16 protein-coding genes are annotated in these 18,137 nt (G+C 67.6%); 13 read left to right on the forward strand and 3 right to left on the reverse strand.

What is annotated here, in order from left to right:
• Window positions 1–148 precede the first annotated feature (148 nt).
• Genes ACFW16_RS34500 through ACFW16_RS34510 form a run of 3 tightly spaced genes read right to left on the reverse strand, consistent with a single transcriptional unit; the run spans window position 149 to window position 2,996 of the window.
• Entirely contained in the window at window positions 149–1,171 is a 1,023-nt protein-coding gene (locus ACFW16_RS34500) for a hydroxyacid dehydrogenase (protein WP_380313637.1), read from the reverse strand.
• A 29-nt stretch (window positions 1,172–1,200) separates the two neighbouring features.
• Window positions 1,201–1,926, reverse strand: a complete 726-nt coding sequence (locus ACFW16_RS34505) for an SDR family oxidoreductase (RefSeq protein ID WP_380313638.1) — start codon at window positions 1,924–1,926, stop codon at window positions 1,201–1,203.
• Window positions 1,927–1,928: 2 nt separating this feature from the next.
• Window positions 1,929–2,996: a LacI family DNA-binding transcriptional regulator gene (locus tag ACFW16_RS34510; RefSeq protein ID WP_380313639.1), complete on the reverse strand. Its 1,068-nt coding sequence runs from the start codon at window positions 2,994–2,996 to the stop codon at window positions 1,929–1,931.
• Between the two features lie 392 nt (window positions 2,997–3,388).
• Between ACFW16_RS34510 and ACFW16_RS34515 the strand changes: the two genes are divergently transcribed.
• The 13 genes from ACFW16_RS34515 to ACFW16_RS34575 all read left to right on the forward strand — a co-directional run bounded on the left by ACFW16_RS34515 (window position 3,389) and on the right by ACFW16_RS34575 (window position 17,775).
• Window positions 3,389–4,690 carry an ABC transporter substrate-binding protein gene (locus ACFW16_RS34515; protein ID WP_380313640.1) on the forward strand — a complete coding sequence of 434 codons (1,302 nt, stop codon included), beginning with the start codon at window positions 3,389–3,391 and terminating at the stop codon, window positions 4,688–4,690.
• Window positions 4,687–5,607 (forward strand): carbohydrate ABC transporter permease, encoded by a 921-nt coding sequence (locus tag ACFW16_RS34520; RefSeq protein WP_380313641.1) that lies wholly within the window; start codon window positions 4,687–4,689, stop codon window positions 5,605–5,607. The genes ACFW16_RS34515 and ACFW16_RS34520 overlap by 4 nt, the downstream gene beginning before the upstream one ends.
• A gap of 29 nt (window positions 5,608–5,636) precedes the next feature.
• Window positions 5,637–6,503, forward strand: coding sequence for a carbohydrate ABC transporter permease (locus ACFW16_RS34525; RefSeq protein WP_380313642.1), 867 nt, complete (start codon window positions 5,637–5,639; stop codon window positions 6,501–6,503).
• Window positions 6,500–7,609 (forward strand): Ldh family oxidoreductase, encoded by a 1,110-nt coding sequence (locus tag ACFW16_RS34530; RefSeq protein WP_380313643.1) that lies wholly within the window; start codon window positions 6,500–6,502, stop codon window positions 7,607–7,609. The genes ACFW16_RS34525 and ACFW16_RS34530 overlap by 4 nt, the downstream gene beginning before the upstream one ends.
• Window positions 7,610–7,634: 25 nt before the next feature.
• Complete coding sequence (locus tag ACFW16_RS34535) at window positions 7,635–8,456, forward strand: sugar phosphate isomerase/epimerase family protein (RefSeq protein ID WP_380313644.1); 822 nt, start codon at window positions 7,635–7,637, stop codon at window positions 8,454–8,456.
• A 284-nt stretch (window positions 8,457–8,740) separates the two neighbouring features.
• On the forward strand, window positions 8,741–9,916 hold the full coding sequence (locus ACFW16_RS34540) for a DUF262 domain-containing protein (protein ID WP_380313645.1): 1,176 nt from the start codon (window positions 8,741–8,743) through the stop codon (window positions 9,914–9,916).
• A gap of 20 nt (window positions 9,917–9,936) precedes the next feature.
• Window positions 9,937–10,701 carry an MAE_28990/MAE_18760 family HEPN-like nuclease gene (locus ACFW16_RS34545; RefSeq protein ID WP_380313646.1) on the forward strand — a complete coding sequence of 255 codons (765 nt, stop codon included), beginning with the start codon at window positions 9,937–9,939 and terminating at the stop codon, window positions 10,699–10,701.
• A gap of 141 nt (window positions 10,702–10,842) precedes the next feature.
• Entirely contained in the window at window positions 10,843–11,913 is a 1,071-nt protein-coding gene (locus tag ACFW16_RS34550) for a PotD/PotF family extracellular solute-binding protein (protein WP_380313647.1), read from the forward strand.
• Between the two features lie 300 nt (window positions 11,914–12,213).
• A complete protein-coding gene (locus tag ACFW16_RS34555) occupies window positions 12,214–13,134 on the forward strand; it encodes an ABC transporter permease (protein ID WP_380313648.1) in 921 nt (306 codons plus the stop codon).
• Entirely contained in the window at window positions 13,131–13,910 is a 780-nt protein-coding gene (locus ACFW16_RS34560; RefSeq protein ID WP_380313649.1) for an ABC transporter permease, read from the forward strand. Before ACFW16_RS34555 ends, ACFW16_RS34560 begins: the two co-directional genes overlap by 4 nt.
• Complete coding sequence (locus ACFW16_RS34565; protein WP_380313650.1) at window positions 13,897–14,958, forward strand: ABC transporter ATP-binding protein; 1,062 nt, start codon at window positions 13,897–13,899, stop codon at window positions 14,956–14,958. Before ACFW16_RS34560 ends, ACFW16_RS34565 begins: the two co-directional genes overlap by 14 nt.
• Entirely contained in the window at window positions 14,958–15,548 is a 591-nt protein-coding gene (locus ACFW16_RS34570; protein ID WP_380313651.1) for a cysteine hydrolase, read from the forward strand. The genes ACFW16_RS34565 and ACFW16_RS34570 overlap by 1 nt, the downstream gene beginning before the upstream one ends.
• 1 nt (window position 15,549) lies before the next feature.
• On the forward strand, window positions 15,550–17,775 hold the full coding sequence (locus tag ACFW16_RS34575; RefSeq protein ID WP_380313652.1) for a trehalase family glycosidase: 2,226 nt from the start codon (window positions 15,550–15,552) through the stop codon (window positions 17,773–17,775).
• The last annotated feature ends 362 nt before the right edge of the window (window positions 17,776–18,137 follow it).

Here is an 18,137-nt window from a genome sequence, read left to right on the forward strand (position 1 = left end):
GGTCTCGCCGTCGGGGCCGGATCGCCGGAGTCCGGGCCGGTCCTGGGCTTCGAAAACCCCCTCCCCCTCCCCCTACCCCCTCCCGCAAGGGGAGGGGGGACTCGGTTTTTCGCTCGCCATGACGATTCCCCTCATAGCCCACCAGATCTCAAGCCATGGTCGCGAGCATCGCCGGCGTCACCCGGTGGCGCAGCTTTTCGCCGGCCAGGAAGCGGCGGATCTCGTCGACCGCGGTCGCCCCCTGGCGCTTGTGCGAATCCGCGCTGTGGCCGGCGGCGTGCGGCGACAGCACGACGTTCGGCAGGCTGCGGAGCGGGCTGTCGGCCGGCAGCGGCTCCTGGTCGAAGACGTCGAGTGCGGCGGTGAAGCGGCCGGTGCGCAGCGCGGCGAGCAGCGCCGCCTCGTCGACCAGCGCCGGACGGGCGGTGTTGATGAACAGGCAGCCGTCGCGCAGCCGGGCCAGCTGGGCCGCGCCGATCATGTGCCGCGTCTCCGGCAGCGCCGGGGCGTGCAGCGAGACGATGTCGCAGCCGGCCAGCACCTCGTCGAGGCTCGCGCGCTCGACCCCGAGCTCCGCCGCGGTCTCGGCCGCGAGATACGGGTCGGAGACCAGCAGGCGGCAGCCGAAGGCCCGGAACAGCCCGATCACCAGCCGCCCGACATAGCCGGCGCCGACGATGCCGACGGTCTGCGCCCCGAGCAGCCGGCCGAGATGGCGTTGGCGCAGCCCGAACCAGTCCTCGCCGGCCTTCATCCCGGCGTCGTGCCGGTGCGGCTCGCGCAGGATCGACAGGGTCTGGGCGATCACGAACTCGGCCACCGATTCCGCAATGTTGACCGCGGCATGGGAGACCTGGAGCCGGCCGCTCTCGATCGCCGCGGCGGGCACCAGGCGGCGGACGCTGCCGGCGGAATGGGCGACCAGCGCCAGATCCGGCCGGGCCGCCAGGACCGCGTCGCCGATCGGCGGCGTGCCCCAGCCGGTCAGCGCCGCCACGGCGCCGTCCAGCAGCCGGGGCAGGGTCTCGGCGGTCAGCTCGCCCGGCCCCGGCGCCCTTACCGAGGCGGCCGCGGCCAGCGCCTGCTCCGCCGCGGGCGGGATCATCTGCGCCCGCATCTCCGGCGCCAGCAGCAGGGCCACCACCGGCCTCGACTGCGATCCTTCCGACATGACGCTCCGCTCCCCTGGTTCTCGGCCGGTCAGCTCCGGCTCGGCTGCAGCACGATCTCGGCGACATGGGCGCGCGGCGGCAGCGCCATGACGAACAGGCAGGCGGCGGCGACATCCTCCGGCTGCAGCGCCGCGCGGCGCGCTTCCGCCGGCACCGGCGCCGGGCGCTTGTCGAGCAGCGGCGTGTCGGTCATGCCGGGCAGGATCACGGTCAGGCGCAGGCCGTTCTCGCGCTCCTCCTCCATCACCGCATGGGACAGGGCCAGCACCCCGGCCTTGGCCGCCTGGTAGGCGGCGCCGGAGCGGTCGGCCCTGCGCGCCGCGACCGAGGAGATGTGGATGATGAGGCCCTGCTTGCGGCGGCGCATGCCGGGCACCACGGCGCGGGTGAGGTTGAAGGCGGCGTTGAGATTGGCATCGACCATCCCGGCCCAGCTGTCCGGCGTCAGCTCGCCGAAGGCGCGACGGACGATGTTGGTGCCGACCGAGTTGACCGCGATGTCGATCGCATCGGCATGCGGCGCCAGCGCGGCGTCCAGCGCCGCCGCGTCGGCGGCGTCGGCCGCGATCACCGCAACCTGCCGGTCGGGGGTCATGGCGTGGATCGCCGCCGCCACCGCGTCGAGCCGCGCCCGGTCGCGGCCGAGCAGCAGCAGCGAGCCGCCCTCCCGCGCCGCGGCCAGCGCCGTCGCCCGGCCCATGCCGCTGCTGGCGCCGGCGACCAGGATCGTCCGGCCGGACAGCACACCCGCCATGATCAGCCTCCCTGTTTCGGCTGCGAGCCGTGCGACGGCGGCGCCGTCGAGGCCCGCACGATCAGCTGGGGCATGGCGCTGACATGCGCCTCCCGCCCCTCATCGGTGCCCTCGAGCACCCGGATCAGCGCCCCGACCGCGGCCTCCGCCATCGGCGCCAGAGGCTGGCGCACCGTGGTCAGCGGCGGATGCGCGATCGCCGCCAGGTCGATGTCGTCGAAACCGACGATCGAGACGTCGCCGGGGATCGAGGCGCCGAGGTCGCGGGCACCGGCATAGGCGCCCATCGCGTACATGTCGTTGACGGTCACAACCGCGGTCGGCGGGTCGTCGCGGCTGAGCAGCTCGCGGATGCCGATGCGGCCGAGCTCCGGCCCCTCGGTGTCGCCGTAGCCGCCGATGCCGGCGCCCTGCCAGACCAGGGCCGGGTCGAGCGCCAGCCCCGCCTTGGCCATCGCTGCCTTCAGCCCGTCGAGGCGACCGACGCGGCTGGAGGTCCCGATCGGGCCCGACAGGAAGGCGATCCGGCGGTGGCCGAGGCCGACCAGGTGCTGGCCGGCCAGCCGGGCGCCGAGCTCGTTGTCGACGCTGACGCTGCAGGCCACCACCTCCTCCGCCCCGTGGCCCTTGCGGTCGAAGGCGGCGACCACCAGGCCGCGCCGGGTCAGATGGGCGATGTGGTCGAAGGACAGCGGCGAGGAGCTGAAGATCACCCCGCGCACGCCGGAGGACAGCAGCGTCTCGGCATAGCGGGCCTCCAGCTGCGGGTCGCGCTCGGCGTTGCAGAACAGCACCTTGTAGCCGAGCGCGGTGGCCGCCCGTTCGACCTTGTGCGCCAGCGCCCCCCAGAACGGGTTGGCGACCGAGGGCACGATCAGCCCGATGGTGCGGTTGCGGCCGGACTTGAACTGCTGGGCCAGCGCATTCGGGGTGTAGCCGAGATCCTCGATCGCCCGCAGCACCCGCGCCCGGGTCTCGGCCTGCATGCGCCCGTGCCGGCCGTTCAGCACGTTCGACACCGTGCTGGCCGAGACGCCCGCCGCCCGCGCCACGTCGAGAATGCTCGCCACGTTTCCCCGGTCCACTCGTTCAGTACAACGTTTTATCACGAATAGCGCCGGGCCGATGTTCGTGTCAAACACCTGGTGCACGCACCGCGCAGGAGGATTGCCGCCGCCCCAGTCCACAACACCTGTCATGCCCGGGCTGACCCGGGCATCCAGAGAATGTCGAGATTTCCTGGATTGCCGGGTCAAGCCCGGCAATGACAGATGGGGAGAACCGCACCCGGGAGACCCGGCGACGCCCCCTCCTCGGCATCGAGCGCATGCCTGCATCGACAATCTCATCATGTTGACTCGCTCGGCGAAGTTGGTGTTACGTTGCACCAACCGAGCACCAATGAGCCGGTCATGGTGAAGGGCGCGGCAAGCGCACCACCGCCCATGGGGGAGGACCCGAGATGTCCAGGAGACCCGATTCCAGGAGATTTGGCCGACGCGACGCCCTGCGGCACGGGGCCGGGCTGATGGGAGGACTGGCTTTGGCCGGCCTCACACCCCGCGCCTTCGCCCAGGACCGCATCCGCTTCGGCGGCTATGTCGAGTCACAGGAGCAGCTGAAGCAGACGCTGGCGACGCTGAAGGCCTATGCCGACCGCAATCCGGGGGTCGAGATCGTCCCGGAATTCACCAATTTCAGCGCCTTCACCGACAAGCTGGCGACCGAGGCCGCGGGCGGCAACGCCCCCGACATGTTCAGCGTCAATGTCGACCTCCTGGGCGAATACGCCCGGCGCGGCGTGCTGGCGCCGCTGAACCCGTGGATCCCAAAGCCGCTCGACCTGTCCGACTATGTCGACGGGGCGATCAAGGCCGGCACGCTGAAGGGCGAGCTGTTCGCCGTGCCGAACGACTGCATCGCCCCGGCGATCACGCTGAAGCCGGCGGTGTTCGAGGAGACGGGCGTGCCCCTGCCCGACCAGATGTGGACCTGGGAGCAGATGGCCGAGACCGCGGTCGCGGTCAGCAAGGCCAAGGGCAAGCGCTTCTGGGGGCTGGAGGATGCGGGGGCGAACTACATCCCCTGCGACATCTTCCTGCGCGCCCGGGGCAAGTCGATGTTCACGCCAGAGCGGCAGTTCGGCTTCGGCCGCGAGGACATGGCGGAGTGGTTCGCCTACTGGGCCCGGCTGCGCGATGCCGGCGGCGTCCCGCCCGGCGAGGTGCAGGCGCTGGCGACCGGCGACGACCTGTCGCTGACCGGCCTGATCTCCGGCCGCGCCGCGATGTTCGCCTCGCTGACCGACAACTTCGGCGGGCTGCAGGCGCTGACCGAGGACCCGCTGGCGCTGCACATGCTGCCGAACGGCTTCCAGGGCGGCACCCTGAGCCAGCACCACTACACCTATGCCGGCAACTCCACCGGCCTCTGGGCCAAGTCGGCACACAAGGACCGGATGATCGATATCATCCGCTTCATGCATTTCGAGCCGGCGGGGATCGAGCTGTACTACCGCAACAGCGGCATGGTGCCGGCGTCCAAGGCCGGCCGGGCCGCGCTGGCGACCGAGGGCACCGACGCCGATCGCAAGATCATCGCCTATATCGACCTGCTGCAGCAGAACCCGGCGCCGCCGCGCTATCCGGGCGTGACCGGGATGACCAACATGCTGCGCCGGGCCAACGAGGCGGTGGCCTTCGGCAAGCTGAAGCCGCAGGAGGCCGCCGACCAGTTCATCGACGAAGCGAAGGCGCGGCTGTGAGGCGGCGGGGCGTCGGCCCACGGGGTGTCGGCAGCACGGCGGAGCAGAACGGCGCCGCCTTCCTGTTCCTGGCGCCGTGGATCGTCGGCGCCCTGTGCCTGACGCTGGGGCCGATCCTGGCGTCGCTGTACCTGTCCTTCACCAGCTACGACCTGTTCAACCCGCCGGTCTGGGCCGGGCTGCACAATTACGAGCGGCTGCTGTTCGAGGATGCGCGCTACCTGCAGGCGGTCAAGGTCACCTTCCACTACGTGTTCCTGTCGGTGCCGCTGAAGCTGGCCTTCGCCCTGGCCGTGGCGGTGATGCTGAACCGCGGCATCGCCGGCCTCGGGATCTATCGCGGCCTGTACTACCTGCCATCGCTCCTGGGCGGCAGCGTCGCCGTCGCCATCATGTGGCGGCAGATCTTCAGCTATGACGGGCTGATCAACCACGTGCTGCTGTGGTTCGGCATCGACGGGCCGAGCTGGATCTCGAACCCGGACACCGCCCTCTACACCCTGGTCAGCCTGGCGGTGTGGCAGTTCGGGTCGCCGATGATCATCTTCCTGGCAGGCCTCAAACAGATCCCGCAGGATTTGTACGACGCCGCCGCGGTCGACGGCGCCGGGCCGGTGACCAAGTTCCTGCGCATCACCCTGCCGCTTCTGACCCCGATCATCTTCTTCAACTTCGTGATGCAGATGATCGGCGCGTTCCAGGCCTTCACGCCGTCCTTCATCATCAGCAACGGCACCGGCGGGCCGGCGGATTCGACGCTGTTCTACACCCTCTACCTCTACGAGCAGGGCTTCACCAACTTCCAGATGGGCTACGCCTCGGCCATGGCCTGGATCCTGGTCGGCATCATCGCCACGGCCACGGCCGTGGCCTTCCTGTCGGCCCGCTTCTGGGTGCATTACGGGGACGAGCGATGACGGCGGCGCCGGTGCGGGACGAGGGTCGGATGCGCGCCAGCTCCCAGGGCCTGCCGTTCTGGATGGCCGATGTCCGGCCGAAGCGGATCCTGATCCACCTGGCGCTGATCGCCGGCGCCGTGGTGATGATCTACCCGCTCTTGTGGCTGGCCAGCAGCTCGGTCAAGCCGTCGACCCTGATCTTCTCCGACCCCTCGCTGTGGCCGGCCAAGCTGCGGCTGCAGAACTACGCCGATGGCTGGCGCGGCGCCGCCCTGCCCTTCAGCGTGTTCTTCGGCAACTCCTTCCTGATCTCGGCCCTGGCCGTGATCGGCAACGTCATGGCCTGCAGCCTGGTCGCCTATGCCTTCGCCCGGCTGAACTTCCGGTTCAAGCGCACCCTGTTCGCGCTGATGCTGGCCACCATCATGCTGCCGCTGCACGCGACGCTGATCCCGCAATACATCCTGTTCCACAACCTGGGCTGGGTGAACACGATCCTGCCGCTGGTGGTGCCGAAGTTCCTGGCCGCCGACGCCTTCTTCGTCTTCCTGATGGTGCAGTTCATCCGCGGCATCCCGCGCGAGCTGGACGAGGCGGCGATGATCGACGGCGCCGGGCCGTTCCGGATCTACCGCTCGATCATCCTGCCGCTCCTGACCCCGGCCCTGGTCACCACCGCGGTCTTCTCCTTCATCTGGACCTATGAGGATTTCCTGACGCCCCTGGTCTACCTGACCGACATGGCCTCCTATACGGTGCCGCAGGGGCTGCGGCTGTTCATGGCCTCGACCGGCGTCTCGGCCTGGGGCCCGATGCTGGCGATGTCGCTGCTGTCGCTGGTCCCCCTGATCGTCCTGTTCCTCGTCTTTCAGCGCCGGCTGATCGAGGGGATCGCGACGACGGGCCTGAAATGAACAAATGGGACCACCCGATGCTGATCCGCCACGACACCCTGACCCAGCTGGTCGGGGACATCTTCGCCGCCCAGGGCTGCAGCGCCGCCGAGAGCGAGCGCATCGCCCGCACCCTCGTCGCCGCCAACCTGACAGGGCATGACAGCCACGGCGTCATCCGCGTGCCGCGCTACGTCGCCATGCTGGCCGCCGGCGAGGTGCGGCGCGACGTCACCGCCGAGATCGTCACCGACACCCCGGCCTTCGCCCTGGTCGACGGCGGCTACGGCTTCGGCCAGACGGTCGGGCCGCAGGCGGTGCAGCTCGGCATCGCCAAGGCGCTGCAGGGCGGCGTCGCGGTGGTGGGCTTGCGCCATGCCGGCCATCTCGGCCGCATCGGCGAATGGGCGGAGATGGCGGCGCAGGCCGGCCTGTGCTCGCTGCACTTCGTCAACGTCGCCGGCAGCGAGCTGGTGGCGCCCTTCGGCGGGGTCGAGCGGCGCTTCTCCACCGCCCCCTTCGCCGCCGGCTTCCTGGTGCCCGGCCGGGCGCCGGTGATCCTGGATTTCGCCACCTCGCTGGTGGCCGAGGGCAAGGTGCTGGTGGCGGCCAATGGCGGCAAGCCCCTGCCCGAGGGCGCGCTGATCGAGCCCGACGGCACGCTGAGCCAGAACCCCGACACGCTGTACGGCCCGCCCGTCGCGGGGGCCGCGCGCAGCGCCCAGAACGGCCTCGGCGCCATCCGCGCCTTCGGCGAGCACAAGGGGTCGGGCCTGGCCCTGATCTGCGAGCTGGTGGCCGGCGCCCTGACCGGGTCGGGCTGCGCCGGGCCGGGGCCGCGCCGCTTCTGCAACGGCATGCTGTCGATCTACATGGCCCCCGGCCAGTTCGGCTCGGCCGAGGAGCTGGCGGCCGAGACCACGCGCTACATCGACCATTTCAAGGCCTGCCGCCCGGCAGAAGCCGGCGGCGAGGTGCTGCTGCCCGGCGAGCCCGAGGCGCGCCGCCGCGCCGAGCGCATCGCCGGCGGCGTGCCCCTGAGCGACGAGGTCTGGCGCAGCCTGGCCGACACCGCTCGGGCCGGCGGCCTCGACATCAGCCGATACCCGACCCTGCCGGCGGCCTGACGCCGCCATACCCTCTGGAGGAACCATGTCCGAGCCGGTCCTGACCGTGTTCACCAAGCCCTGGACGGGCCCGCTGGAGCAGCTGGCCGACACGGTGGCCGGGCTCGGCCTCCAGGGGGTGGAGCTGCCGGTGCGCCCCGGCTACCAGGTGACGCCGGAGACCGCGGCGGCCGGGCTGCCGGCCGCCGCCCGCACCCTGGCGGCGCGCGGCCTCTCGATCCGCAGCATCGCCGGGCCGGTCGACGAGGCCACGGTCGCCGCCTGCGGCGAGGCCGGGGTGCCGATGATCCGGATCTGCGTCGCGATCGACCCGGCGGTCGGCTTCCGCGCCACGGTCGACGATCACCGCCGCCGGTTCGACGCGCTGCTGCCGGCGCTGGAGCGGCACGGCGTGGCCATCGGCATCCAGAACCATTCCGGCGCCCAGATCGGCAGCGCCGCGGGCGTGCTGTACCTGATCGAGCGCTACGACCCGAAGCATGTCTGCGCCGTGCTGGACATGGCGCATTGCGGCGTGGCGGGCGAGCCGACGGATCTCGCGGTCGACATCCTGTCCGACCGGCTGCGCCTGGTGAACTTCAAGAGCGCCTATCAGCGCCGGCTCACGGCGCCGGAGGAGGACGCGGTCTACAAGGTGCACTGGACCACGCACCAGCACGCCGCCTATTCCTGGCGCGGCTTCGTGCAGGCCCTGCGCAAGGTCGGATATTCGGGCGCCTGGTGCCTGCCGGCCGAGTACAGCCACCCGAGCGGCAAAGGCCAGCGCATGGGCGACGAGGTGCTGCCGTTCCTGAAGGGGGATATCGCGCATTTGAAGGGGCTGCTGGGGGAGGCTGGAGGTCAATAGGGAGAATCTGACGCTTGGCCCCGATCCGACATGTCCGCTGCGATTGAACCTACGGCAGGCTACTTTGCGGGCTATTATTTGACATCTCCTGGCCTCCGTTGTTGAACAACGCGCCGGGAAAATCCGCGAGTGTCAATCGTAGCATGGACGACATTTTTCGCGTAAGATTGGGTCTCTGCTTTCGATTCAGCTCACTTTAGGGTGAATCCGATCGGTCGAGAGCAATGTTCAAATAGCATATGCAATTTATAAAGGTGCGGGTAGGAATGTCGAAAGAAATAGTCATGGGCGATCCCGAGGATGCAGCAGACGGCCTGCCGACGCCAGATCCCCAGACGATTGATCCAGATGAATTTTTTGCTAAAAATGCCTTCCGAATTATCTATCAGACAAACAACTTCTTCCTTCCCCAGATCCATGATCTTGTGGACAAAGGAGAAGTTCTTAATCTGCGTCCGGAGTATCAGCGTCGACTGAGATGGAGCGTTCCTCAGAAATCTCGCCTTATAGAATCGCTACTACTTAATATCCCAGTGCCGCCGGTCTTTCTCTATGAGAGTGATGCCGCTCGATACGAAGTTATGGATGGTCAGCAGCGGCTAAACGCGGTACGCGAGTTTTTGGCGGGTGACTTCGCACTCGCTGGCTTGCCTGTACTAAAGCCCCTCAATGGGCTACGCTACTACCGCTGTCCGCCCAGGATTAAGCGTGGCCTTGATCGGGCGAGCCTATCCGCCATCGTCCTTCTGCTTGAAAGCGATACAGATAACTCTGCAGGTCGATTGACCTTAACCGATATTCGCAGATTTATATTTGATCGACTTAATACTGGCGGAACGAAACTGAATCCACAGGAAATCAGAAATGCAATTTATTCTGGCGCATTCAATAAAATATTGATCAATCTAACAAGATTTAGTCTGTTCACAGACGTTTTCGATATACCACCATATGTCGAAGCAGACCCAAATGACTATTATGAAAACCCAGAAAGGCAAAAGAATTCACTCTACTCGTCGATGGGAGACTGCCAACTCGTATTGCGTTACTTTGCCCTAAAGGAGGACGAAAATATTCGGGGCTCGATGAAATCTATGCTTGATCGAGCGATGGATATTCGTACAAGCATTAGCCACGAAGATGCCGAATTTTTAGAAAAAGAATACAAAGAAAGATTTTCATTTCTCTACGAATTATTTGATAAAACACCATTTTTGTTACCTCCAGACGAGAAAGGTAGAGTTCGGGTTTCGGCGGCTATATATGATGCCGCAATGGTTGCGATAAATCAGCTTTGGGATGATCGTGAACGGATCCGTCTAGACAAAGCCAATGTCATTGCCCGCATGACTGCCGCGCTGGGAGATGCGGCGAGGATCGTCGTGCTTACAGGTCAAGGAAATACGGCGCAGGCAGTGCGCAACCGCATCAATCTGGTCCGTGAAATTTTACTTCCCTAGGCGCTCGGGTAGCATTCGCCATGAGCTCGGAATTTTCTATTATACTTGAAGAATTTGATGAAGAGCTTGAAGCAATCAGGGCTGTCATCCTAGCGTTCTCCGACCCAAAGGCCGGCACTCCAAAAACACGAGTTGCGTCCGTAAATTCGGCGACACTCCTACTGGCGGCCACCTTTGAGGAGTTCGTTCGCGAGATGGCGCGCACCTATGCTCGATCTGTCGTCAGAAGCAGCAAAAGATTTGAGGAAATTCCCAAAAAAATTGCTAGCACAGCGTGGAAACGTTCAATGGAATATCTTGCGAGACTACACATCGATATCGGCGATAAAAGCTCTTCTCATGAAGCATTGTTTTCGGATGCACTTGCCCGATTCAACGCAATCTATGAATTCTGCCGGGGCGACCTCACGCAAGATGTATATAAAGATCTTATCCATAACGAGCATAACATGCGCCCAAATGAGATAAATGGGCTCTTTAAGGTAAGCGACCTCACCAACATCTGCCGTGCAGTCTGCGATAAAAAACCCCTCTTGGACACCTTCTCTGAGACGCAACCTGAAAAGACACATGGTCAACTTTTGAGTGGCCTTGAAGATTTTTTTGAAAGACGGAATCAAATAGCACATTCTATCGCAATAATGCGCTCCAGTGGACCGGACTTGGTTCTCAAGGACATAAACCTTCTGAGCCAGTTCGGAAAGGCGCTTTGCGAGACCTTGGAAACAGTTGTTCCTAGACCGAAGGATCGGGCTGTTTCGGAACGACCCTCTGCTGATCTATAGAGCAACCGTTTTGGGATAGCCCACATCGAGAGCGAATGCCGCTTAAGCTCTCATCGAAGGCCCTCCCGGTGTAATTTGACAACCTCAAACCCCCGCGCTAGCATCGTTTGTGTACAAACAATAACCGTCGGGGAGCGTTTCATGTCGTTCACACTCAATCGGCGCCGGTTCGGCGCCCTGCTCGGGGCCGGGGCGCTGGCCGGGGCAATGCCGCTGCGCCGGGCGCGGGCGGCCGAGACCATCTATGTGCTGAACTGGCAGGGCTACGGCACCGACGAGGCCTGGGCCCTGAAGGCCTTCACCGAGAAGACCGGCATCGAGGTCAAGCACGACTACTTCAACTCCGAAGAGGAGATGCTGACCAAGCTGCGCACCAACCCCGGCACCTATGACGTGGTGCTGATCAACAGCGCCCGCACCCTGCAGGCCCAGGCCGAGGACCTGCTGGAGCCCCTGGACCTGGCCAAGGTGCCGAACGCCGCCGACCTGTCGCCGGCGCTGCGCGACCACGCCAATTTCCACAAGGACGGCAAGGCCTATGGCGTGTCCTGGCTGTGGGGCATCAACGCCCTGGGCCTGCGCCGCGACAAGGTCAAGGCCGACAGCCTTTCGGTGCTGGCCGACCCGGCCCAGGCCGGCCGCGTCGCCCTGTTCGACGACGCCGTCACCGCGATCGGCATCGGCGCCCTGATGACCGGGCAGGACATCAACGCGCCCAAGGACATGGACGCCGTCGCCGCCAAGCTGAAGGAGCTGAAGCCCGGCGTGAAGCTGCTGTGGTCCAGCGAGGACCAGTGGAACAAGGCCTTCGCCGCCGGCGAGTTCGACGTCTCGATCTACTGGTCGGGCGCGGCCGTGCGGTCGCAGCGCAACTTCAAGCTGGCGGTCGATTTCGTGGTGCCGAAGGAAGGCGGGATCGGCTGGATCGACGGGCTGTCGGTGCCGGCCACCAGCACCCGCAAGGAGTCGGGGCTGGCCTTCATCAACTACATGATCGACCCCGGCTTCTACGACTATTGGGCCACCAATATCGGCGCCCCGGCCTCGGCCAACGCCAAGGCCATGGCGGCGCTGCCGGCCGACGACCTGAACAAGCAGATCCACAAGGCCGAGTACCTGTCGCAGCTGCAGTTCATGTCGCCGCTCTCCGACGACCAGCGCACCGCCTTTTCCGACCTGTGGCAGGAGACGAAGGCCTATTACGCCGGGTGACCGTCCGATCCTGCGCGCGGCGCGGCCGTCTGATGGCGGTGTCTCCGCTTCCGGTGCTCACGGACCAACGTCCGCTGCGCTCCGGTTCTCGACACCACCACCAGCCGACTCACGCCACACGCAGGCTCGAACGGTCACCGGATGGGGCCTTTGTCTCTCTCACTGTCATGCCCGGGCTTGACCCGGGCATCCAGGGGCCGCCAGTACCGTCGTCGACAGCCTCTGGATCACCGGGTCGAGCCCGGTGATGACAGAAGGAGGGCGGAGGGCAGAAGAGGATGGGTGCAAAGGGATGACCCGATGACCGAGCTGGCGGCGCCGACCACCGCTTCCGCCATCACCGCGCCGGCCACGGGCGGGGCGGAGAAGCGCGGCTGGCTGGCCACGGCGGGGCTGCTGCTGCCGGCCTATGGCTGGCTGACGCTGGCGATCTTCCTGCCGCTGCTGATGATGCTCGGCTTCTCCTTCCTGAAGGTGGCGCCGTTCGGCGGCCGGGCGATCGTCTGGACCCTCGACAACTACCTGGCCTTCCTGAAGCGCCCCTATCTGCGCGACGTCGCCTGGACCTCGCTGTCGATCGGGATCTGGACCACGCTGATCTGCGCCGCGGTCGGCCTGCCGGCGGCGCTGGCCCTGGCCCGCTCCACCTTCGGCCGCACCCGGCAGGTGCTGTTCCTGCTGATCATCCTGCCGTTCTGGACCAACGGGCTGGTCCGCGTCTTCTCCTGGACCATGGTGCTGCGCGACGGCGGCATCATCGACGGGCTGTACCACTGGATCCTGCCGGACGCGGCGCCGCTGGGCCTGCTCTACACCTACCCCGCCATCGTGGTCGGGCTGGTGCACGCCTATCTGCCCTACATGATCCTGACCTGCTACCTGTCGCTGGTGGCGATCGACGACCAGATCCTGGAGGCCGCGCGCAGCCTGGGCGCCCGGGCGCCGGTGGTGTTCTGGAAGATCATCCTGCCGCTGGCGACGCCGGGGCTGATCTCGGGCTCGGTCCTGATCTTCGTGCCGGTGATCGGCAGCTTCATGGAGCCGCGCATCCTCGGCGGCCGGGTCGGCGTCACCATGGGCACGGTGATCGAGGACCAGTTCACCCAGGCCTTCAACTGGCCCCTGGGCGCCGCCCTGTCCTTCACCATGCTGGCGATCGTGCTGGCGATCTTCGCCCTGGCATCGCCGGTGCTGAAGCGGCAGCAGGGGGCGCGGGCATGAGGCGCCTCGGCCTCGCCCATCTCTGGGTCGTCATCGCCTTCCTGTACCTGCCGATCGCGGTGATGGTGGTGATGGCGTTCAACGCCTCGCCGCTGTACCAGCTGCCCTTCGAGTTCTCGCTCGACTGGTTCGCGAAGCTGCCGGGCAACGAGCGGCTGCTGTCGGCCAGCGGCAACAGCCTGGTCCTGGCCGTCGTCACCGCCATCCTGGCGACCGCGATCGGCACCCCGGCGGCGCTGGCCCTGTCGCGGCGCAAATTCCGCGGCCGGTCGCTGCTGCAATTGCTGCTGCTGCCGCCGATCGCCATTCCCTGGCTGATCACCGGCACCGCCATGCTGGTGTTCTTCTTCTCCACCGGCATCGGCCGCGGCCTGTTCGCCATGACCATCGGCCATGTCGCCCTGGCCATCCCCTATGTCGTGCTGGTGGTCGGCACCGGGCTGCAGTCGCAGCGCGCCGACCTGGAGGAGGCGGCGATGAGCCTGGGGTCGACGCCGCTGCACGCCTTCTTCAGCGTCACCCTGCCGCTCTTGCTGCCCAGCATCATCGCCGCGGCGCTGTTCGCCTTCGCCGTGTCGCTGGACCAGTTCGTGGTCTCCTATTTCCTGGCCACGCCCGGCGTCACCACCCTGCCGGTGGAGATCTACTCCGCCATCCGCAAGGGCTTCACGCCGGAGATCAACGCCATCTCCACCATCCTTCTGGGCGCCTCGATGGTCCTGGTCCTGGCCTTCGCCCTGCTGTCGAACATGGGAGGCGCCCGTGAGCGGCGTTGAAGTCACTGGCGTCAGCAAGCGCTACGGCCCCGCCACCGTGCTGGACCGGATCAGCGCCAGCTTCGAGGCCGGGCGCTTCACCAGCCTGCTCGGCCCCTCGGGCTCCGGCAAGACCACGCTGCTGCGCATCGTCGCCGGCTTCGTGGTGCCGGATGAGGGCGAGCTGCGCATCGGGCCTGAGGAGGTGACGCGGGTGCCGGTGTGGAAGCGCCGCATCGGCATGGTGTTCCAGTCCTACGCCCTGTTCCCGCACATGACCGTGCTGCAGAACGTGATGTTCGGGCTGAACCGGCGGGGCGTGCGCGGCCCCTCGGCGGCCAAGGAGGCGCGCGAGGCACTGGAGATGGTGCGCCTGTCCGGCTTCGAAAGCCGCAGTCCCAAGCAGCTGTCAGGCGGGCAGCAGCAGCGCGTCGCGCTGGCCCGCGCCATCGTCACCAAGCCGACCGTGCTGCTGCTGGACGAGCCGCTGTCGGCGCTGGACCGGCGGCTGCGGCAGGAGATGCAGGTCGAGCTGAAGCGGATCCAGCGCGAGAGCGGCCTGACCACCATCTTCGTCACCCACGACCAGGAGGAGGCGCTGACCCTGTCCGACCGCATCGCCATCCTGGACCGCGGCCGGATCGTGCAGGACGGCGCGCCGGGCGAGATCTACGAGCGCCCGCGCACCCGCTTCGCCGCCGGGTTCCTGGGCGACGCCAATTTCCTCGAAGGCACGGTGACGGCGGGCGGCGTCGAGGTGCAGGGCGGCACGGTGCGGGTGGCGGGCAAGCTGCCGGCGGCCGGATCCAAGGTGACGCTGGCGGTGCGGCCGGAGAAGATGCAGATCCTGGTTCCGAACACCGCCCATACTTTCGAGAATGCGATCCCGGCGACGCTGCGCGAGGTGATCTATGCCGGTGCGGTCTCGACCTATCTGCTGGCCGGGCCGGACGGGCGCGAGCTGAAGGTCTTCGCCCAGAACCGGTCGCAGGATAGTGCAGCGCCCACCCCCGGCGCCACCGTCACCCTGGGCTGGTCCGCCGCCCACACCATCGCGCTGGAGGATTGATGCTGCGCTTCGGGCCGCTGTCGCCGAACACGATCCACATCGCCATCGACCTGCAGCGCCTGTTCGCCGAGGACACGGTGTGGTCGACCCCGGCGCTGATGGGCATCGTCCCCAACGCCGCCGCGCTGGCCAAGGCGGGCCGCACCCTGTTCCCGCGCTTCGTGACGCCCGAGCGGGCCGAGGACGCACCCGGCACCTGGCGCCGCTACTACACCCGCTGGGACGCCGTGACCCGGCCGAAGCTGGCGCCCGGCATGCTCGACCTGGTGGCCGATCTCGCCGCCCTCGCCGAACCCGGCAGCGTCATCGACAAGCCGACCCATTCCGCCTTCGCCGCGCCGGAGTTCGTCGACCGGCTGGCCGAACTTGGCGCCGACACGCTGATCATCACGGGTGTCGAAACCGATGTCTGCGTCCTCGGCACCATCCTCGACGGCATCGACCGCGGCTTCCGCATCGTCGCCGTGTCCGACGCGATGACCAGCTCGTCGCTGCCGGGCCACCACGCCACGCTGGACCTGATCCTGCCGCGCTTCGACCAGCAGGTGGAGATCGTCACGACCGAAGCAGCCCTGCGGGCCTGGAGCTGAGATGCTGCGCGATACCACCGTCCCGCTCGCCCGGGCCTGGAACACCTGGTCCAGCCGCCCGGCCGAGATGGTGTTCCTGCCCCTCGGCGTGCGGGTGACGCCGCTGGCCTATGCCGACAGCAGCCGCGCCGCGACGCTGTTCCCGGCCAAGTCGGTCAAATACGGCCGCCACGCCCTGGACGGCAGCCTGGTGGAGCTGGAGCTCGACCATGCCGGCACCGGCCTGGCCTGGCGCTGGGCCAAGCGCGGGCCGTTCGAGCTGTCCGGCACCTGGCGCACGGTGAAGACCGGCGAATGGGGCCTGCGCTTCTGGTTCAACCTCTGCCTGTCGGCCGAGGACGGCCGGACCGTGCGCTGGGACCCGGCCGGCGCCGCCGTGGTCAAGGTCGGCCACCGCTTCGTCGCCCTGGCCAGCGCCGAGCCGCCGGTGCAGGTGACCGGCCACGCCACCGTCGAGGCTGTGGCCGCGGATTACGAGACGCACGGCTATTTCCATCTCGCCTCGCGGTCGGAGGCGGCGCCGGTGCTGGTGCTGCGCTTCAACCTGGAGATGATGCGCGACGGCGGCATCGGCGTCGCCGTGGCCGACCGGGCGGACCTGGCGGTCGAGCGCGCCAAGGCCCTGGCGGCCGAGCCGGGCGAGGCCCCTGCCCTGCCCACTCAGACGGGCGCCCAGGCGGGCGCGCTGGACGCGCTGCGCGACGTCATGGCCTGGAACACGGTGTGGGACGAGGTCAACCACCGGCCCTACACCTCGATCAGCCGGAACTGGAACCTGTCGAAGTTCGGCGGCTTCGGCGTCTGGCTGAACGACCAGCTCTACAACGCGATGCTGACCGGATACCTGGACCAGGAGATGGCGCGGGAGAACCTGGCGGCGTCGCTGGCCAGCGCCACGCCGGAGGGCAACCTCGCCTGCCTGCTGACCGCCAACGATTCCTGGGTCGACCGCACCCAGCTGCCGATCGGGTCGTTCCTGCTGTGGCTGATCTGGCTCCGCTCCCGCTCGCGGCCGATGCTGGAGCTGGCCTATGGCACTTTGGCGCGCAACCACGCCTGGTGGTGGCGCGAGCGCGACCCGCGCGGCCGCGGCCTGGTCTCCTACGGCACCTCGGATGTCGGCGAGGGGCTGTACAAGGGCACCTCCTTCGGCGCCCGCAACGAATCCAGCATGGACAACTCGCCGATCCACGACCAGGCGGCCTATGACCCGGAGACCCGCACCCTGCGGTCGGAGGATGTCGGGCTGAACAGCCTGCTCGCCTTCGACGCCGAGGTGCTGTCCTGGATCGCCGCCGAGCTGGGCGACGACGCGGCCGCGGCGGCGCATGCCGAGACCGCCGCCCGCACCCGGGCCAAGATCGGCACGGAGCTGTGGGACGACAGCCGCGGCATCTTCGCCAACCGGCTGTGGTCCGGCCAGTTCGTCCGCAGCCTGGGGCCGACCAGCTTCTACCCGCTGATCTGCGGCGCCGCCTCGCCGGAGCAGGCGCAGCGACTGCTGGCCCATCTCGAGGACCCGGCCACCTTCGGCGGTGACTTCGTCATCCCCGGCACGACGCGGGACGACCCGGCGGCGAAGGACAATTCCTACTGGCGCGGCCGGATCTGGCCGCCGCTCAACTGGATGGTCTGGCACGGGCTGCGCCGCAACGGCTTCGAGGCGGAGGCGGCGAAGCTGGCCGAGGACAGCCTGCGGCTGTTCCGCCGGGCCTGGGACGAGCGCCGGCTGTGCCCGGAGAACTTCAACGCCGAGACCGGCGAGCCGATGGACCAGCCGGACACCGAGGGCTTCTACAGCTGGGGCGCGCTGATGCCGGCGCTGGGCGTGGCCCGGGTGATGGACATCAACCCCTGGGGCGGGTGGGAGCTGGTCAACGACGGCGCCGACGCGACGCTCGGCCCCATCGCCAGCCCGGCCGGCGCGGTCACGGTCGCCATCGCGGATGGCGTGCTGGCGCTGCGCCGCGGCAACCGGACGCTGCTGGAGACCAATCTGCGGGGCCGGCTGTCGCAGCTGCGCTTCGGCGAGGGCGACATCGCCGTGACCCTGCCGGCGGAGTTGCCGCCCGGCGCCTGGCTGCGCTTCCCGTCGCTGGCGCCGGACCGGGTGCTGGACCTGCGCATCGGCGACGAGTCCGCCGCCCCGCGGGCGGAGGGCGGCGTCACCGTGGACCTGCCCGCCGGCGCCGCCGGCCGCATCCTGCGGGTGATCCTGGCCGGGTGACCTCTCCCGCACTTTTCAGAACCTCCTTTGGGATCGTCTCGGAGGCCCGCAACACCATCGGCCGAAAGCAAAACGAGTCCCCCCTCCCCTCGCGCTACGGCATTCACACATCAGTCGGGCGATGTCCGATTGCCTCTCCCGCTTGCGGAAGAGGCAATCTGTTCGCATACCCGCGGTTGGTCTCACTGATCGGAAGATGTGTGAATCCCGTAGTCCCCTCGCGGGAGGGGGATAGGGGGAGGGGGTTTTCGACGCCAGGACCGGCCGAAACCTAGTGATCCGCCCGACGGCAAAGCCTGCCCTCCACGCATTCGCGCGCGGACGCGCGCAGCCCCTCCCCCCTCCCGCAAGGGGAGGGGGGA

It is taken from the genome of Inquilinus sp. NPDC058860 (assembly GCF_042743185.1).
Lineage (GTDB): Bacteria > Pseudomonadota > Alphaproteobacteria > DSM-16000 > Inquilinaceae > Inquilinus.

Bases quoted from the DNA above. Each gene is read 5' to 3' on its own strand.
- ACFW16_RS34500 (WP_380313637.1), bottom strand. From the start codon at position 1,171: ATGTCGGAAGGATCGCAGTCGAGGCCGGTGGTGGCCCTGCTGCTGGCG.
- ACFW16_RS34505 (WP_380313638.1), bottom strand. From the start codon at position 1,926: ATGGCGGGTGTGCTGTCCGGCCGGACGATCCTGGTCGCCGGCGCCAGC.
- ACFW16_RS34515 (WP_380313640.1), top strand. From the start codon at position 3,389: ATGTCCAGGAGACCCGATTCCAGGAGATTTGGCCGACGCGACGCCCTG.
- ACFW16_RS34525 (WP_380313642.1), top strand. From the start codon at position 5,637: ATGCGCGCCAGCTCCCAGGGCCTGCCGTTCTGGATGGCCGATGTCCGG.
- ACFW16_RS34530 (WP_380313643.1), top strand. From the start codon at position 6,500: ATGAACAAATGGGACCACCCGATGCTGATCCGCCACGACACCCTGACC.
- ACFW16_RS34535 (WP_380313644.1), top strand. From the start codon at position 7,635: ATGTCCGAGCCGGTCCTGACCGTGTTCACCAAGCCCTGGACGGGCCCG.
- ACFW16_RS34540 (WP_380313645.1), top strand. From the start codon at position 8,741: ATGGGCGATCCCGAGGATGCAGCAGACGGCCTGCCGACGCCAGATCCC.
- ACFW16_RS34545 (WP_380313646.1), top strand. From the start codon at position 9,937: ATGAGCTCGGAATTTTCTATTATACTTGAAGAATTTGATGAAGAGCTT.
- ACFW16_RS34550 (WP_380313647.1), top strand. From the start codon at position 10,843: ATGTCGTTCACACTCAATCGGCGCCGGTTCGGCGCCCTGCTCGGGGCC.
- ACFW16_RS34555 (WP_380313648.1), top strand. From the start codon at position 12,214: ATGACCGAGCTGGCGGCGCCGACCACCGCTTCCGCCATCACCGCGCCG.
- ACFW16_RS34560 (WP_380313649.1), top strand. From the start codon at position 13,131: ATGAGGCGCCTCGGCCTCGCCCATCTCTGGGTCGTCATCGCCTTCCTG.
- ACFW16_RS34570 (WP_380313651.1), top strand. From the start codon at position 14,958: ATGCTGCGCTTCGGGCCGCTGTCGCCGAACACGATCCACATCGCCATC.
- ACFW16_RS34575 (WP_380313652.1), top strand. From the start codon at position 15,550: ATGCTGCGCGATACCACCGTCCCGCTCGCCCGGGCCTGGAACACCTGG.